The following is a 15024-nucleotide window of genomic DNA, read 5'->3' as shown; positions in this document are numbered from 1 at the left end:
ATCCAACACTTTGCGCAACTTCAGGCCGGCTTTAAACTGCTTCCGGAGGGGACAGAGCGTTGGATTAAGGTGGGCTGACGAGAATTAATTGACATATCAAAGCTGTTGTATTAAAATAAAGTTAGGCGATCAACAAACTTACTAGATCAAAAAATTGGCTACCTCCACTCGGAGATAGCCAATAAATCAAACAAACTACGAACTTGACTTTACTTGATTTTGGTAAAAGCACCTTGCCTACCTTAAGTCGGGGTCAGTTGTAAATGGAATTTATTCTTTAAACGAAATCACGGGCATCAAGCCTGAAAATTAAAGGTGATGCTTTATTCACTTGGAGGTAATAAAACTTGGTCGATTGCGTGGATCACCCCATTTGTTGCATGAATATTCAAAGCAGCTCCAATCAAGCCACTTTCATTGATCTGCAAATTCGCCAAATCGACTGTCAAATTCTGACCTGTTAACAGTGTTGGCAAGCTGGCATTCTGACGCAAGTCCTGTGAAAATGCTCTTGCGGGCACTACATGATATTGGAGTACATTCGTGAGTAAATCAACCGGAATTTCATCTACCCCATTCACGCCCAATACTTCATACAATGCTCCGAATGCAGCATCTGTTGGAGCAAAAACCGTCAGATTATCTCCCGAACTACCACTTACAGCTTCTACCAAATTGGCACGAACTAATGCTGCAACCAGCTGGGTAAATTCAGGCTGTGCTCCCTGATTTGCAGCAATTGCTATCTCAGCAATATTTTGAGTTGGAGAAGTGATAACATAATCCAGGACGTGTATAATTCCATTGTCTGCGGTAATGTCTGTTTGTATAATTTGCGCATTACCATTAATCCATAAATTACCTGCAGGATCTGCACTTACATAAAACTGTTTTTCGTTTAGCGCAGTAACAGGACCAGGATTAACATCGGAGGATCTAACAGCCCCACCTACCACGTGATAGGTAAGGATATCAGCTAAATCTTGGCTCGCCAATAATTGTGTCGCAGTGAGATTGTTTGCACTCAGGAAATTTTCAAAAGCTTCATTTGTCGGGGCAAATACCGTCAACGGGCCGGGTTGTGATAACGCTTCTACCAAGCCGGCTTGACTTACGGCTGATACGAGAATTGAAAAGTCCGGATTTCCAGATGCGATGTCAACTATGTTTTCACTCTCGTCTTTAGGAGGATCAACATCATCTTGACAGGAAGAAAAACTCAGAACGGATCCGAGTGCAACAAGAAGAGATAATGATCTCCACGGGTTGAATTTTGAATTCATCATGGTAGTAATAGTTAGGTTAATAAATATGTTGGTACTGGAATATAACTTTATAAAAAAAGTTTTGGTTATGTGAATTGAAAAAATTCATCCAATAATACTATGCTTTCTATGAATATTTAAAATCAAAAAATTGATCAAAACAGGCCTAACTCTATTTCAACAACTTAGAAATGAGTTTTAACTAATACTATCCGGTTATGAACGATAAATAAACCTTTTTTCAAAAAAAAAATTATTTCTCTCTAAAAGCTGAAACTTTATAATGCAGGAAGCATCTTTTATAACCGGATACTATTGTTCCCGTTAGGTAATTGTATGCCGGAATCAGTAATCAAATAAAGGACTTTCCGACATTTTTAATAATCATAACTATGGACATTAAATTCACAGAATCCGAACTTCAATTTTTGTCGAAATCATACGGAGACGAAAATATTCAGCTTGAATTCACCGATACTAATGAGTTTTCAATTCATCATCCGAAAGCAAAAATCCCCTGTGAAATTATAGCCTTTACTTCCCGATCTATCCGGATTCAATACAAGTTGGGTTTTTTCAAAAATCTGCTGGTTAATATGTTTGTGAATTTTGAGCTTGAAGGAATAATTTGGGACAAAAGGGAAAAGTATTTTGATATTCATCCCTTTTCCTTCCTTCCGGAGAAAGAGAGACTGGCAACGAAGGATTTTAGAATTGATGCGATTTCTCTTGAGCCCGGTTCCTTTGAGATTACCTTGGGGATCATGCCTGAAAAAGGTATGAATGACCAATTTTGATTGTGATTTTTTTGTGCAGGAAAAATCGTAATTTCTTCAGAGAGCTTCAAATATTACAACTATCGCTCAACGTTGCCAAAGCCTCGTATTTCGTATTTCGTACTTATCCAGAAAGATTGCTTCGCTCCTTCGTCGCTCCCGATGACGTTTTTTCCTCTAAAAAAAGCCCTCCAAATTTCTTCAGAGGGCTCGTATTCCTACTTCAAATTTCGTATCTGCAAAAAGATTGCTTCTCCAGATGAAAAATCGGGATCGCAAAGACGCTATACTTTCGGCACTTTCCAGCCATTGTGATAATTGGCTTTCATCAGGGCATTGGCTTCTGAATCGGTAAACATGTTTTTACCCGCATCCCAATAGACTTTCTTGCCTGTCTTGTAAGCAATATTTCCCATTTGGGCATTGATCGCAGCAACCGAACCGGTTTGAATCGCGCACTTTAGCAGTTTGGGATCATTGGCAGTCATCGCTTCCACAAAGTTCACAGCGTGAAGATCAAGCGCGGATGGACCCTGAGGTCGAGTATGTGGCACCTCCTCAATCTTGTTTTTACGTTGACCATCCACATTTTCAGTTTCGGGAATCACTTTCCAGCCTCCCCGGTTTACGACCAACGTCGCATTGTTGCCGATAAAGGCTATTCCTTCCGTGGTGCCGTAGTTGCCACCATCGATACCGGTGGCATGTTCCCACAACATATTGAATCCTTCGTATTCATACACCGTCTGTAGCGTATCAGGAGTTTCGGACGCGTCATCCGGATAGGCAAATTTCCCACCGGAGGCCATCACTGACTTAGGTGCGCTGACTCCCATTGCATACAGTGCGATGTCAATTTCATGTACGCCCCAATCTGTCATCAGTCCACCTGCATAGTCCCAAAACCAGCGGAAGTTGAAATGAAAGCGGTTAGCATTGAATTCCCTTTTGGGTGCTGGCCCGAGCCACATGTCATAATCGACTCCAGCCGGTGCAGTGCTGTTAGGAACTACCGGTACGGGCTTCATCCAACCTTGATATGCCCAGCATTTTACCAGACGAATCTGACCGAGTTTTCCCGATTTTACATATTGGATGGCTTCGTCATACTGGGAACCTGAACGCTGCCACTGTCCTACTTGGACGATTTTGCCGTAGCGCTCCTGGGCTTTCACCATGATTTGGCACTCTTCAATGGTATTTGCTATCGGCTTCTCGACATAAACATGCTTTCCTGCAGACACCGCATCCACCATATTCAGGCAATGCCAGAGGTCTGGAGTACCTACAATCACCACGTCGATATCCTTGTCTTCGAGCATTTTTCGGTAGTCCTTGTATTGCTTGGGACGGGTACCGCGCAATTTGAAAACATCCTCTGAGCGCTGATCGAGTACACTTTGATCCACATCACAAAGAGCCACACAGTTGACTTGAGGGATTTTAAGATTCGCATTCATGTTGGACCAGCCCATTCCTTTACAGCCAATGAGGCCATAATTGATTTGGTCATTGGGCCCAATGGTTCGGGTAAATTTTCCAAAATCTGCTGCGGTCAGGATTGAAGGCATGCTCAATCCAGCTCCCAGCAGCATAGTGTTTTGTATAAATCGTCTTCTTGAAGTCATTTGGTTATTTAGTTATTGGGTTGAGAGTTATTTATTAGTCCATAGTCTGGTAGTCCATGGACCATGGTCTATCAATTATGGACTGCACAAAATCAAAGTGGTCTTACCCATATATTTCTGAATCGTACCGGATTGCCGTGATCCTGCAATTTGATGGGCAATGCATCTGCATGAGCTTTATAATTTGGAATTCCGATATACTCGGTTGGGCCTCGGAGGATCACATTGTTTTGAACCAATACTCCGTTGATCAACACTGTGACAGTAGCAGGGGAAGTCACCATTCCATTTTTGTCAAAGCGAGGAGCTTTGAAGATGATGTCATAGTAGTTCCACTCGCCTGGTGCCCGCAGCGGATTCACCAAAGGAGGATGTTGCTTGTAGATACTTCCAGCCTGTCCGTTGGTGTAGGTTTTACTTTCGTAGGAGTCCAATATCTGAACTTCATACATTCCCATCAGGAAAAAACCGGAATTTCCACGGCCCTGACCTTCACCTACAATCTCAGTAGGTGCGGACCATTCAATGTGATATTGGGCATCACCGAAAGCAAGCTTAGACTGAATGTCTCCTTTTCCTTTGGCTACGACCAGTTCTCCTTTTTCGACCGTCCACTGTGCAGGACTTGAACCGTCTTTTGCACTTACAAAACCATTCAGATTTGAACCGTCAAACAGGACAATCGCATCAGATGGTGGTGCGGTGTTGTTGGCACCGGGAGTGATTTTCGGAGGAACAGGCGTGTAAAATTCTGTGGCCTGAGGTGGTAATTTTGGCGGGGTTTGCTCCTGTGCCAGGGATAAAGAACTTACAGAAAGCCCCATAGCGAGTAAAGCGAAAGCATGTAGTTGCTTAGTCATACAATAGATTATTTTAGGTAATGAATGTTATCCCGATAAATTACAGGAAAAAAGCCGTGAATCGGAAAGCCGTTGATGGATTTTTGCTGGAAAAGCCCAATTCCTTTTTTACTTTTCAGAAAATAAGCCACCATGCAAAAAACCGTTCTATCACTGATTTTCACTCTTTTTCTCGGTCAACTCGCCTTCGCTCAGGAGGAATATTATTTTCCCGGGGAAAAATTTGATCCTGCCATCCCCTCACCTTCTCAGTTTCTGGGCTACCCTGTGGGTGACTGGCATACACGCTATGACCTGATAGTGAAGTATTTCGAAAAGCTGGATCAACTCAGTCCTCTCGCCCAACTTCAGACTATAGGCTATACTCATGAGCATCGCCCAAAAGTCATCCTGACGATTGCCTCCGCAGCCAACATGGGAAATCTGGAGCAAATCCGTCTCAGGCAAATCCAATTGGCAGATCCAAGCCAGCCAAAACCCGATGTCAACGCCATGCCCTCCATCGTTCATTTAGGCTATGGCGTCCATGGAAATGAACCTTCTTCGGCAGAGGCTGCAATGCTGACAGCCTATTGGTTTTTGGCTTCCCAATCTGATCTGGCCAAAAATCTTCGGGAAAATATGGTCCTGCACATCGATCCCACTTTAAATCCTGACGGTCGAGACCGCCACAGTCTTTGGGCCAATTCCAACAAAGGCTTCCCTCCTGTGGCAAGTCCTTTGGACAGAGAACACAATGAAGCTTGGCCGGGCGGCAGAACCAACCACTACTGGTTTGACCTCAACCGGGATTGGTTGCCACTTGCGCATCCTGAATCAAGGGTAAAAGTAGATTGGTATCATCAGTGGTATCCCAATGTCACCACAGACTTCCATGAAATGGGCACCAACAGCACTTTTTTCTTTGAGCCAACCAAGCCTTTTGGTTCTGAAAACCCTGCAGTACCCAGAAAAAATTACGAGGACCTCAATCCGCGCTTTGCCAAGTATTTTGCCAAATACATGGATCAGATCGGAGCCTTATACTGGACCAAAGAGGTCTTCGACAACAGCTATCCGGGCTACGGATCGACCTATCCCGACATTCATGGAGGATTGGGATTGGTATTTGAGACGGCAAGTTCGAGAGGTCATGTCCAAAACAGTCAACGGGGTGACATTACCTTTGCCTTTACCATCAGAAATCACGTGGTTAACTCCTTGGCAACCATGGAAGCGGCCTTGGATAATCGGGTGTATATGCACGACTATTTGCGTGAATTCTTTGAAACTGCAGTCGCCGAAGGAGGAAAAGATGCTGCTAAAAGCTATGTCTTTGGAGATGAATTTGACGAAAGTAGAAATCGACTTTTCGTAAAGTTTTTGCTGGATCACAAGATCAAAGTCTATGAAAACTCAGCAGATGTGACTGTTTCCAATCAAACCTTCAAAAAAGGTAAATCTTGGGTTGTCCCGACTAATCAGCCCCAGTACAGAATGGTTCGTACCATGTTTGAATATGAAAAAAAGTTTGCCGACTCGGTATTTTATGATGCTTCGGCTTGGACCATGGCAGCAGCTTATGGGATGCCTTTTTCGGCAGCCACAGGTGCAAAATCAGGTTCAGAGATCAAAGCAGTTTCAAGCCCGAATTTCACTTTTCCTGAGGGAAAAGCTTACGCTTACCTGATCGACTGGTCTGACTTCTATGCCCCAAAAATGCTTTTTGAAATGCAGAAAGCGGGAATTCATGTAGAGTCGGTGCATCGCCCTTTTTCCTCCCAAACTCAAGACGGAGTAGTAAGTTTCTCTTCAGGTACCCTGATGATTCCTATGGGTTTCCAAAAACTGAAAGCAGAAGAGCTAGCTACAAAATTGAAAGAACTGGCTGCTAAAAACGGACAAAAAATCTATGCCGTTCAGACGGGTTTGAACGTGACTGGAATCGATTTGGGCTCGAATTCTGTTTCTGCCATTCAGGCACCAAAAGTCCTGATGCCTGTGGGTACAGGAATCAATTCACTGGAAGCAGGTGAAATCTGGAATCTGATGGATCAGCACTTGGGTATGCCGATTACCAAGGTAAATATGGAGCAATTTGGACGGGTAAATCTCCACGAATACAATACCCTGATCCTGCCTTCCGGCAATTACAATTCACTTTCCGAGTCTCAGGTCAATCACCTGAAAGACTGGATTAACCGGGGAGGGACGGTCATTTCCTTGAAAAACGCCTCACTTTGGCTAAACCAAAAAGGCATCACGAAAGAAGTAGCTGTGGAATTGAAGGATGAACCCAAGGACCCGGATTCGCTTCCATTCAATACCCGAAATGATTTCGAAGGTGCCAAAGAAGTCGGTGGAAGTATTTATTTGGCCGAACTGGATTTGACTCACCCGATTGCCTATGGCTATCATCGCAAAAACCTGCCAGTGTATCGCAATACGGATATCTTTATCAAGCCATCTGCTGACAAGTACCTGACTCCGGTAAAATATACTGCCAACCCGCATTTGGGCGGATACATCTCCAAAACCAATCTGGAAAAGCTGAAGTTAAGTGCAGGGGTCATTATCTCTTCAGTGGGTCAAGGCAGAGTGGTTCATTTCTTTGACAGTCCAAATTTCCGGGGAACTTGGTTTGGGACGAATAAACTGTTTTTGAATGCCATTTTCCATGGGGACAATATGGATTGATGAATTTGAAGTTTGAGATTTGAAATTTGAAAAAATAGCCGTTGAGCGGAAGTTCAGCGGCTTTTTTTCTTTAAAACAATAGAATTCCTCACCTTAAATTTTATTTGTACACTCAATCTTGCACTTTAATTGGATTCAACTAACAGATAGAATCATAAAGAGAATAAAAAAAACCTCAAAACGAATCGCTTTGAGGGTCCCTTGATCTTAAAGGCTTGCCTAAAGTTTGAATTGAATAGGCAATCTCATCTGGACAGCAACAGGTTTACCATCCAATTTTCCCGGAGTCCATTTCCCACTTTCCCTGACCATTCGGTGGGCTTCTTCATCACATCCTCCCCCGATTCCTCTGAGAATGGCAACTTCATCCACACTTCCGTCCTCCCGTACAATAAACGAAACTGCTACCATGCCTTCAATGCCTTTCTCTTTAGCCAAGGCAGGATACTTCATATTTTCCTGGAAGTATTTGATAAAAGACTCCATACTTCCGCCGGGGGGAACTGGCATATCCGGAACTACCTGATAAACCCCGTCAATTTTGGACATCGTCACTTGCGCTTCAAGCTTGGAAACAAATCCAAAAAACAGCAAGGTAATAAGCGAAAACAGAATTTTGATCTTCATAACGATTTGATGTATTGGATGAGTAATTTGGTTTAGAATTCAAATAAACAGCAAGTGATTTAGCTCAGTTTAAATCGGATAGGCAGTCGCATTCGGCAATTGACTATCCGATCTTTTTGCATTGCAGGCTCCCAGTTTGGAGAGTTTTGGACGACACGAAGTGCTTCTTCATCTGCACCACCTCCAATTCCTCTGAGGATTTCGGGATTGGAAACAGATCCATCGGAATTGACGACAAACACAACGATCACCGTTCCTTCAATGCCCATGCTTTTAGCCTCGGCAGGATAAGTGACGTTCGCTTTTAGATAATCATTCCAACCGGCCATGCCTCCGGGAGGATTGGGCTGAACTTCCGTTACGTCAAAGATTTCGTTTCCGTCTTTTGCGACGTTATTCACCCTTGCCAGAATATTGGATGGTCCGATACTTTGTTTGGCTTCAACTTGGGTGGGTCCTTCGATTTCCGGCTCTGTAGCAATGTCGCAAGATACCGACAGGATAATCAGGCATATTGCCGGAATCCATGCCATTCTGTTGATTTTCAATTCATTGATTTTCATAATTGTGTTATTTATTGGTTAAAATTTGAATGTAGTGTTCCACCCTCGGAATTTTCCGAGGTAAGAAGTATTTTAGAAATTGATTTTTGATTTTTTCCTGAGCTTGGAGGTTATTTAGCTTTGTAGCCAACTACAGTTACATGTTTCCCAAACCTATCCGCAATTGCTTTTTCGTTTTGTTGACTTAGTGAAGCGACACCTGGATCTCCAGCTAAAACAAACCGAATCGGTAGACTTAATTGAGTGGTAACGGCTTGACCACCTTTTATTGCTGGCTCCCAATCTGGTCCTTCAGCTATGATTCTGACAGCCTCCTGATCACAGCCCCCGCCAATTCCTCTTATGATTTCTACATTTGCTACTGTCCCATCCTCTTTTACCTTAAAACCGACAATAACAGTACCTTGGGTATTAGCTTCTCTGGCAGTTTGTGGATATTTGATATTTTTTGATAGGTAGCGATTCCATTCTTCAATTCCTTCGGAGGGTGTTGGGAATTGGTCTACCTTGTCATGAACCATAAAGCCCGCCTCTGAAAGTTGGAATTTTACTTCGGGTTTTAAAGTGATTTTAAATTCAGTCTTATCAGAAACCAAAATCTCTTTGGTTTCCAAATCGATGAAAGTCACCACAAGTACAGCGTCGGATGAAGGAACCGTTAGCCAAAAATTTCCATCCATGTTGGTGACAGTACCCGAAGTAGTACCTTTAATTAAAATTGAAGCGCCTCTTACGATTTTGTCATCCTGATCTACTACGCTTCCCTTAATTTTGATTCCTTCACTGATTTTTTGGGCAAAAGAATCCGAAAAAATCGCCATAGAGCCAAAAAGCAACAAACAGAAATATGATAATCTAATTAACAGTAAAGCTTTCATTGGAATTTTGGTTTAGTTTAAAGTTAGTTTTCAGTGATTGCTGAAAAGTTTTTTCAAGCAAACAATTGGTTTAATCAGAGAACGCCTATTTATTTTATGATATTCACTATTTGTTTTAGGTCTTTCTTGCACATTTTCAAAAATCGGTTGGGAGTTTTCCAATGAATTCAGATTCCATCAGCTGTTTCCAGGGAAGAAATTAATTAAGATAAGCAGTCACTTGAATTTCCTGCAATTGGACTACTTGAGTCGGAATGTTCTTCTCTGTTAATTTTGCTGTCTCACTTGCCGAATTAGTCGAGGAGGCCAATTTAAACCGAATCGGTAATCTCATTCGGGTATTTACTAGCTTCCCTCTTTGCCTTCCAGGCTCCCATCTAGGAGCATTTTGGACAACACGCATTGCCTCTTCGTCTGCCCCTCCTCCAATACCCCGAAGAATTTCCACATCATGGATAGACCCATCAGTTTTGATCACAAATACGACGATTACTGTCCCCTCAATCCCCATTCTTCTAGCCTGAAAGGGATATTGAAGATTTTTAGCCAAATACTGATTCCATCCGCTCATACCCCCCGGAGGATTGGGCTGCTGCTCCACTACGTCAAATATTTGATCAGCAACTAAAGGTTTATAAACTGGATTTTCAAATGACAATTCCTCCAGATTTTGAACATCATCCGGAACTTCTATCACTTGATCGAAATCAATCAAAGTAGAGAGTTGAGGTTCCAAGTCTTGCCTTTCGCAGGAAAATACCAACACCAGCAAGCCTATAACAGGTATAAGCGTCAGAAAGCGAAGTTTTTGCCAATGCGCAGATTGAGATTTTCCCAACATTATGATCCGCTTCTTGGTCTGAAACTGATTGAAATTATTCATAAACTGCCAGCCCGGCTTGGCTGTGATCAGCTTCAGCAAAAGTGTGGCATACTCCTTAGGACCATAAGAAAATGTAACACCCTGATCTGCCTGATATTCATGCACCTCACGAAGCGAATTCTCGAAAAGGTAAATCAGCGGGTTGAACCAAAAGAACACTTTGGCGAAGTTCACCAACAACAAATCCCAGCTGTGACGTAGTCTGACATGCATGGATTCATGGAGGATGATCTGTTTTTGCTCAGTGTTCTCCGGATCAAAATCCGGCATCAGAATGTAATCGAAAAATGAGGCGGGTACAAACTCAGGATGGATTGCGATGTAATGCTTGTTGTAGTAGATTTTTTTGGCATTTCCGATTTGTCTTTGGGACACCATAAAGCCAAAAATCAATCTGGCAGCCGTAAAAACTACTCCTACCAAATAAACACCAATCAATAGTTGACTCCAGGAAAACCAGCGGCTCCCGACTACAGCGACCTGATCTCCCACCTGAAAGACCGGCAAAGTCATTTCTGTAATTTCTGGCCCCAGATCAAAAAACTCAAGTCTAAGCAAAGGGATAAACCCTGACAGGATCAGAAGGCCAAGAAGGATTGACCTATTCCAGGAGAAAAAGGTCAATCCACTCAGCAACACCCTATAGATTACCAAGGAAATTCCCAGACAAATGGAAACTTCTACCAGATAAATCAATAGCGCGTTCATTACTTCTTGGTGTTATCCATGTTGTCAATCATTTTCTTCAGTTCTTTCACTTCCTTTTCGGAAATGCTTTTTTCCTTGACCATGAATGACAGGAAATTACCAACTGACCCACCAAAAAAGTGCGTCACCAATCTGTTAAAGCTCTTTTTGCTGTAATCTTCCTGATTGACAGCTGGCTTGTAAATATTTACCGTACCGTACATCCGATGGGTGAGATAACCTTTTCGTTCGATGTTTTTAATCGTAGACGCTAAGGTGGTGTAGGGTGGCTTTGGATCTGACAATTGATCCAACACATCTCTGATCAACAATTCTCCCTGATTCCAGAAGATTGACATGATCTGTTCTTCGTTTTGGTTAAGTTCTTCCATAATTGAAAGGTAAAAAAGAGGAATATATTTTCCTACGTTTTTTTCGTATTTCTACGACTTAGGTTTTACAATTTCAATTTGAAGCGTTTTGAGCAGGATTTTACCTGAATTTTTTTTTAAAAAAAATCAGACTTCCTTCACGGATCTAAAAAGCCTTGGATGGCATTACAGCCTAAAATGACAAATCAGACCAAGTCCTATTCTCAGCAAAAGAGCTTGATCTGATCTTAAAACAAATTCCTATGCGCCCTTGGGATAGTACTTTTTTTTCCAGCTGTATGCCACTCTGACCAAGAGGATCAAAGCCGGTACTTCTACCAAAGGACCGATCACTCCCGCAAAAGCCTGTCCCGAACTCAATCCAAAGACTGCTATCGCCACAGCTATTGCCAACTCGAAGTTGTTTCCGGCAGCAGTGAAGGAAACCGCCGCATTTTGATCATAAGGGGCTCCCATGGCTTTGCTAAAAAAGAATCCCAGGACAAACATGATCAGAAAATAAATCACTAGTGGGATAGCTATCCTGACTACATCCATGGGAATGGTCACGATCAACTCTCCTTTTAGGGAAAACATAACCAGTATCGTGAATAGCAAAGCAATCAGCGTAATTGGGCCGATTTTAGGCAAAAAGACGGTTGTATACCACTCTTCACTTTTCAACTTTGGTAAAATCAGTCGACTCAGCAATCCCGCGAGAAATGGAATTCCAAGGTAAATCGCCACACTTTCGGCAATAACCCCAATCGAAATATTCACAATAGCCCCTTCAAATCCGAAATAAGGAGGCAGAACCGTAATGAACAGCCAAGCATAAAAGCTATAGCCAAAAACCTGGAAGATGCTGTTGAGTGCTACCAGTCCAGCACCGTATTCCGAACTTCCCTCAGCCAGATCATTCCATACCAAAACCATCGCAATGCATCTGGCCAAGCCAATCAGGATCAACCCAACCATATATTCCGGATAATCACTCAGGAACGTAATCGCCAGAACGAACATTAGAATCGGCCCGACAATCCAGTTTAGGATCAGAGAAATGCTCAAAATTTTGACATTTTTGAAGACCTTCGGAAGCAGTCTATAATCCACTTTTGCCAAAGGCGGATACATCATCAGAATCAAGCCAATCGCGATGGGAATATTGGTCGTTCCCGAACTCATCGAATCGATTACATTGCTGGACTGTGGGAAAAAATATCCCAACCCAACTCCAATAGCCATGGCCAAAAAAATCCAAAGCGTCAGGTATTGGTCCAGAAATCCCAGTTTCTTTTTAGCAACTGTCATAGCCTTTCCTTCACTTTTTGGAAGATCAAAAACAGCTCCGCTCCTATCTGATGGGAACGTTCGGTGTACATTTTCTCCTCCAAATCTGTCCCGTCAAATGCCTTGGGATCTTCAAAACGCAATGGAATACGTTTCTCTGTTCCCGGAATAAATGGACAATTCTCATCCGCATGATCACAGGTCATCACTGCTGCAAAACCCGTGGTCGGATTGATCGGATCATCATAGACTTTTGAAAAAGTGACGATGGGCTCGGATTCCTCTCCATGAAAAACAAAATAAACGGGATTAGCCTCTCCCTTTTGAACTAACTTGAATCCGTCGCGCCGGATTGCTGCCACTGCACGTTCATTGAATGCGGTCACTTCTACCCCACCGGAATAACACTGCGCCTCGATCCCGAAATAGTCTGCGGCTGTTTGACTCCAGATTTGAGAAAACTGGCTCCTGCGACTGTTGTGGGTACAGATGAAATTTAATCGGACCGCTTCCTTTGCTTTGATTTTACCCAAAATATAATCCACCATGGACTCGATTACAGGCATTCGCTCTGCAGGGATTTGAGAAGTCGGCAGGGAGGAAATAGTTTCCTCCAATGCCGGATAAAAAGAGTTTTGCATAAGTACCCAATGGGATTTTTAACAGCAACCTGAACCGGGTGTACAAGAAGATTCTGAAGCAGAGAGAGTCGATAATCTAACTTTCGGTTTTTGGGCAGGAATACCACACTTGTCTTTGGCAAGGCAGTCTGTCATTTTATTGGTTAGGGTAAAAACTCCTCCGCTAAATTCCAGACCGTATTTACCAATAGTGTCCCCTTGGTATTCAACCTCTACTTCTAAATCTTCCAAGCCTAGCACACGCTCAGAAAGCTGAATAATGTCGAGTAACTTTTTTGCGCCCAACCGATGATCGTAGTCTCCGTCTTCCCAAAGCTGGAAATTGACGGATTTCTCGTCGCGCAGAGTTCCGCCGCAGTCAATAAACCGCTTATTGATCTGTCCCACTTCGGTGATGTGAAAATGAGCAGGAACAGGGGTGCCGTCCGGCAGAAGGAACGTCAATTGACTCAATTGAGGAAGCTGAGATTTGATTTCTGAGAGTTTCATGATACTTAGTTTATTGCAATATTACGATGGATGAATTCAAATTTTTTTAGCAGCAATTATTGGATTCACAGGAATTATTCAACTGATCAAACAGTCCGTTGAAAAGTCCCTGTACCAGCTCCCACTTTTCAGAATTGATGCAGTAGCTGATCGAAACCCCTTCAATTGAACCTTTGATCAAACCTATTTCCTTCAGCTCCCGCAGATGCTGGGAAATTGTCGCCTGAGCGAGCCCAAGCTCCTGTACCAAAGTGCCATTGATGCAGCTTTTGGTTTTGGCCAAATACTGCAGAATAGCAATTCGAGCAGGGTGAGCAAAGGCTTTGGCAATGAGCGCCAACTCATTTTGTTCGGCAGTGAATAAATCTGTCTTTGTGATTCCCATGATTACATTGCAATATTACGATAAAAAGAATTTGCCAAACGAATTTGAAGGAGGTAATTTTTATTTTTTTTCCCAGGAATTATTTCCAACCTGAGGTTTGAACTTCAGACAATTTTTATCTCCGGTCTTCTGTCTTCCATTCTTAATCGTATTTCGCCTGAATCAGAATTGTCCGGGTCAAAACCGGAGAAACCACGAAATAACCCAAAACTTCAGGCTTTCCAGACATCACCCGGATATTGGTTTTTGGGTTTTGAGGAGGAGGACTAAAAAGTCCACCATCATTAAATAACAGATTGACAAGTTGATTCAAGTAGTCATAGGCATCCCTGTTGAGCCTAAAAAGCTCTAATCTGACTCGGTCTTTCTCTTTAAACGTATATCCTAATTCTAGTCCTTTTTCAAAAAAACCTAAGCCAAAGGTGTCGTCAAAAAGTAAATAATCCCCACGCTGATTTTTAAGGGTATCGTTTTCTATGACTCTGATCCTGTAATTATTATTTTCCTTAAAAGGAATTTTCCCGAATACTTTGACGTAAAAGCCTTCATCGCGGAAAGGGCGCTTTTCCTCAAACCTCCAAGTGACGCTATCGACTTTTGGTGGTTCGAGCATCACTCCTTCGGCCCGGTAAATGTTTTCTCTCCATCTTATATGCAACTGATAGGTTTCACCCACGACGGCCTTTTCCAAAGGATTCCTTGGCCTGTAAGATTTGGTACCGCCAAGGAATACAAAGGGTATCACTTTTTCAGTTCCAGGGATGGTTACAAAAACTTCAGCATCCGAAATCACCTCCACTTTAGTGGAGTCATAATAATCCTTGGAAAGGGTCATTTTCACCTCATTGAAGATCCCCTGATCTGTCCAATAGGCTTCAATTGTAGGAACCAACTCTGATTTGGTGCCTAGGTCCAAAATCACTTCCTCCTGACATGACCAAAACAAAACAGCGATAACTATTCCCGTTAGCCTTTTCATGGATGTATATTTTTTTTGAAAGTTAT

The 15024-nt window shown here is 42.7% G+C and carries 15 protein-coding genes; 2 read left to right on the top strand and 13 right to left on the bottom strand.

What is annotated here, in order from left to right:
* Positions 1-323: 323 nt before the first annotated feature.
* A complete protein-coding gene (locus tag Q8M62_RS07730) occupies positions 324-1286 on the bottom strand; it encodes a fasciclin domain-containing protein (RefSeq protein WP_370690556.1) in 963 nt (320 codons plus the stop codon).
* A 371-nt stretch (positions 1287-1657) separates the two neighbouring features.
* Between Q8M62_RS07730 and Q8M62_RS07725 the strand changes: the two genes are divergently transcribed.
* Positions 1658-2062: a hypothetical protein gene (locus tag Q8M62_RS07725; protein WP_304900963.1), complete on the top strand. Its 405-nt coding sequence runs from the start codon at positions 1658-1660 to the stop codon at positions 2060-2062.
* 263 nt (positions 2063-2325) lie between these two features.
* On the opposite strand, the gene Q8M62_RS07720 is transcribed toward Q8M62_RS07725, so the two are convergent.
* Positions 2326-3669: a Gfo/Idh/MocA family protein gene (locus Q8M62_RS07720; RefSeq protein ID WP_304900964.1), complete on the bottom strand. Its 1344-nt coding sequence runs from the start codon at positions 3667-3669 to the stop codon at positions 2326-2328.
* A 92-nt stretch (positions 3670-3761) separates the two neighbouring features.
* Complete coding sequence (locus Q8M62_RS07715; protein WP_304900965.1) at positions 3762-4529, bottom strand: DUF1080 domain-containing protein; 768 nt, start codon at positions 4527-4529, stop codon at positions 3762-3764.
* Positions 4530-4661: 132 nt separating this feature from the next.
* On the opposite strand from Q8M62_RS07715, the gene Q8M62_RS07710 reads away from it, so the two are divergent.
* Positions 4662-7205: a M14 family zinc carboxypeptidase gene (locus Q8M62_RS07710; protein ID WP_304900966.1), complete on the top strand. Its 2544-nt coding sequence runs from the start codon at positions 4662-4664 to the stop codon at positions 7203-7205.
* Between the two features lie 219 nt (positions 7206-7424).
* On the opposite strand, the gene Q8M62_RS07705 is transcribed toward Q8M62_RS07710, so the two are convergent.
* From Q8M62_RS07705 to Q8M62_RS07660, 10 genes are all read right to left on the bottom strand, one after another.
* Entirely contained in the window at positions 7425-7832 is a 408-nt protein-coding gene (locus tag Q8M62_RS07705) for an energy transducer TonB (protein WP_304900967.1), read from the bottom strand.
* Positions 7833-7891: 59 nt separating this feature from the next.
* The gene (locus Q8M62_RS07700; protein ID WP_304900968.1) at positions 7892-8395 is read right to left on the bottom strand and encodes an energy transducer TonB; all 504 of its coding nucleotides are present in this window, start codon (positions 8393-8395) and stop codon (positions 7892-7894) included.
* Positions 8396-8505: 110 nt separating this feature from the next.
* Positions 8506-9273 carry an energy transducer TonB gene (locus tag Q8M62_RS07695; RefSeq protein ID WP_304900969.1) on the bottom strand — a complete coding sequence of 256 codons (768 nt, stop codon included), beginning with the start codon at positions 9271-9273 and terminating at the stop codon, positions 8506-8508.
* Positions 9274-9472: 199 nt separating this feature from the next.
* A complete protein-coding gene (locus tag Q8M62_RS07690; RefSeq protein WP_304900970.1) occupies positions 9473-10864 on the bottom strand; it encodes a M56 family metallopeptidase in 1392 nt (463 codons plus the stop codon).
* Positions 10864-11235 (bottom strand): BlaI/MecI/CopY family transcriptional regulator, encoded by a 372-nt coding sequence (locus Q8M62_RS07685; RefSeq protein ID WP_304900971.1) that lies wholly within the window; start codon positions 11233-11235, stop codon positions 10864-10866. Before Q8M62_RS07685 ends, Q8M62_RS07690 begins: the two co-directional genes overlap by 1 nt.
* A 240-nt stretch (positions 11236-11475) precedes the next feature.
* On the bottom strand, positions 11476-12525 hold the full coding sequence (arsB, locus tag Q8M62_RS07680) for an ACR3 family arsenite efflux transporter (RefSeq protein WP_304900972.1): 1050 nt from the start codon (positions 12523-12525) through the stop codon (positions 11476-11478).
* On the bottom strand, positions 12522-13145 hold the full coding sequence (locus Q8M62_RS07675) for a protein-tyrosine-phosphatase (RefSeq protein WP_304900973.1): 624 nt from the start codon (positions 13143-13145) through the stop codon (positions 12522-12524). Before Q8M62_RS07675 ends, arsB begins: the two co-directional genes overlap by 4 nt.
* A gap of 18 nt (positions 13146-13163) precedes the next feature.
* Positions 13164-13634: a DUF6428 family protein gene (locus Q8M62_RS07670; protein WP_304900974.1), complete on the bottom strand. Its 471-nt coding sequence runs from the start codon at positions 13632-13634 to the stop codon at positions 13164-13166.
* Between the two features lie 46 nt (positions 13635-13680).
* A complete protein-coding gene (locus Q8M62_RS07665; RefSeq protein WP_304900975.1) occupies positions 13681-14019 on the bottom strand; it encodes a helix-turn-helix transcriptional regulator in 339 nt (112 codons plus the stop codon).
* A 142-nt stretch (positions 14020-14161) separates the two neighbouring features.
* A complete protein-coding gene (locus Q8M62_RS07660) occupies positions 14162-14998 on the bottom strand; it encodes a DUF4249 domain-containing protein (RefSeq protein ID WP_304900976.1) in 837 nt (278 codons plus the stop codon).
* Positions 14999-15024 lie beyond the last annotated feature (26 nt).

The organism is Algoriphagus sp. (genome assembly GCF_030694375.1).
Lineage (GTDB): Bacteria > Bacteroidota > Bacteroidia > Cytophagales > Cyclobacteriaceae > Algoriphagus.
The sequence above is the reverse complement of the archived record's forward strand: the minus strand, read 5'-3'. Positions and strand labels throughout refer to the sequence as shown.

Excerpts from the sequence above, each read along its gene's own strand:
- Q8M62_RS07715 (WP_304900965.1), bottom strand. The coding sequence starts at position 4,529 with ATGACTAAGCAACTACATGCTTTCGCTTTACTCGCTATGGGGCTTTCT.
- arsB (WP_304900972.1), bottom strand. The coding sequence starts at position 12,525 with ATGACAGTTGCTAAAAAGAAACTGGGATTTCTGGACCAATACCTGACG.
- Q8M62_RS07665 (WP_304900975.1), bottom strand. The coding sequence starts at position 14,019 with ATGGGAATCACAAAGACAGATTTATTCACTGCCGAACAAAATGAGTTG.
- Q8M62_RS07720 (WP_304900964.1), bottom strand. The coding sequence starts at position 3,669 with ATGACTTCAAGAAGACGATTTATACAAAACACTATGCTGCTGGGAGCT.
- Q8M62_RS07670 (WP_304900974.1), bottom strand. The coding sequence starts at position 13,634 with ATGAAACTCTCAGAAATCAAATCTCAGCTTCCTCAATTGAGTCAATTG.
- Q8M62_RS07690 (WP_304900970.1), bottom strand. The coding sequence starts at position 10,864 with ATGAACGCGCTATTGATTTATCTGGTAGAAGTTTCCATTTGTCTGGGA.
- Q8M62_RS07705 (WP_304900967.1), bottom strand. The coding sequence starts at position 7,832 with ATGAAGATCAAAATTCTGTTTTCGCTTATTACCTTGCTGTTTTTTGGA.
- Q8M62_RS07695 (WP_304900969.1), bottom strand. The coding sequence starts at position 9,273 with ATGAAAGCTTTACTGTTAATTAGATTATCATATTTCTGTTTGTTGCTT.
- Q8M62_RS07710 (WP_304900966.1), top strand. The coding sequence starts at position 4,662 with ATGCAAAAAACCGTTCTATCACTGATTTTCACTCTTTTTCTCGGTCAA.
- Q8M62_RS07685 (WP_304900971.1), bottom strand. The coding sequence starts at position 11,235 with ATGGAAGAACTTAACCAAAACGAAGAACAGATCATGTCAATCTTCTGG.
- Q8M62_RS07700 (WP_304900968.1), bottom strand. The coding sequence starts at position 8,395 with ATGAAAATCAATGAATTGAAAATCAACAGAATGGCATGGATTCCGGCA.
- Q8M62_RS07675 (WP_304900973.1), bottom strand. The coding sequence starts at position 13,145 with ATGCAAAACTCTTTTTATCCGGCATTGGAGGAAACTATTTCCTCCCTG.
- Q8M62_RS07725 (WP_304900963.1), top strand. The coding sequence starts at position 1,658 with ATGGACATTAAATTCACAGAATCCGAACTTCAATTTTTGTCGAAATCA.
- Q8M62_RS07730 (WP_370690556.1), bottom strand. The coding sequence starts at position 1,286 with ATGATGAATTCAAAATTCAACCCGTGGAGATCATTATCTCTTCTTGTT.
- Q8M62_RS07660 (WP_304900976.1), bottom strand. The coding sequence starts at position 14,998 with ATGAAAAGGCTAACGGGAATAGTTATCGCTGTTTTGTTTTGGTCATGT.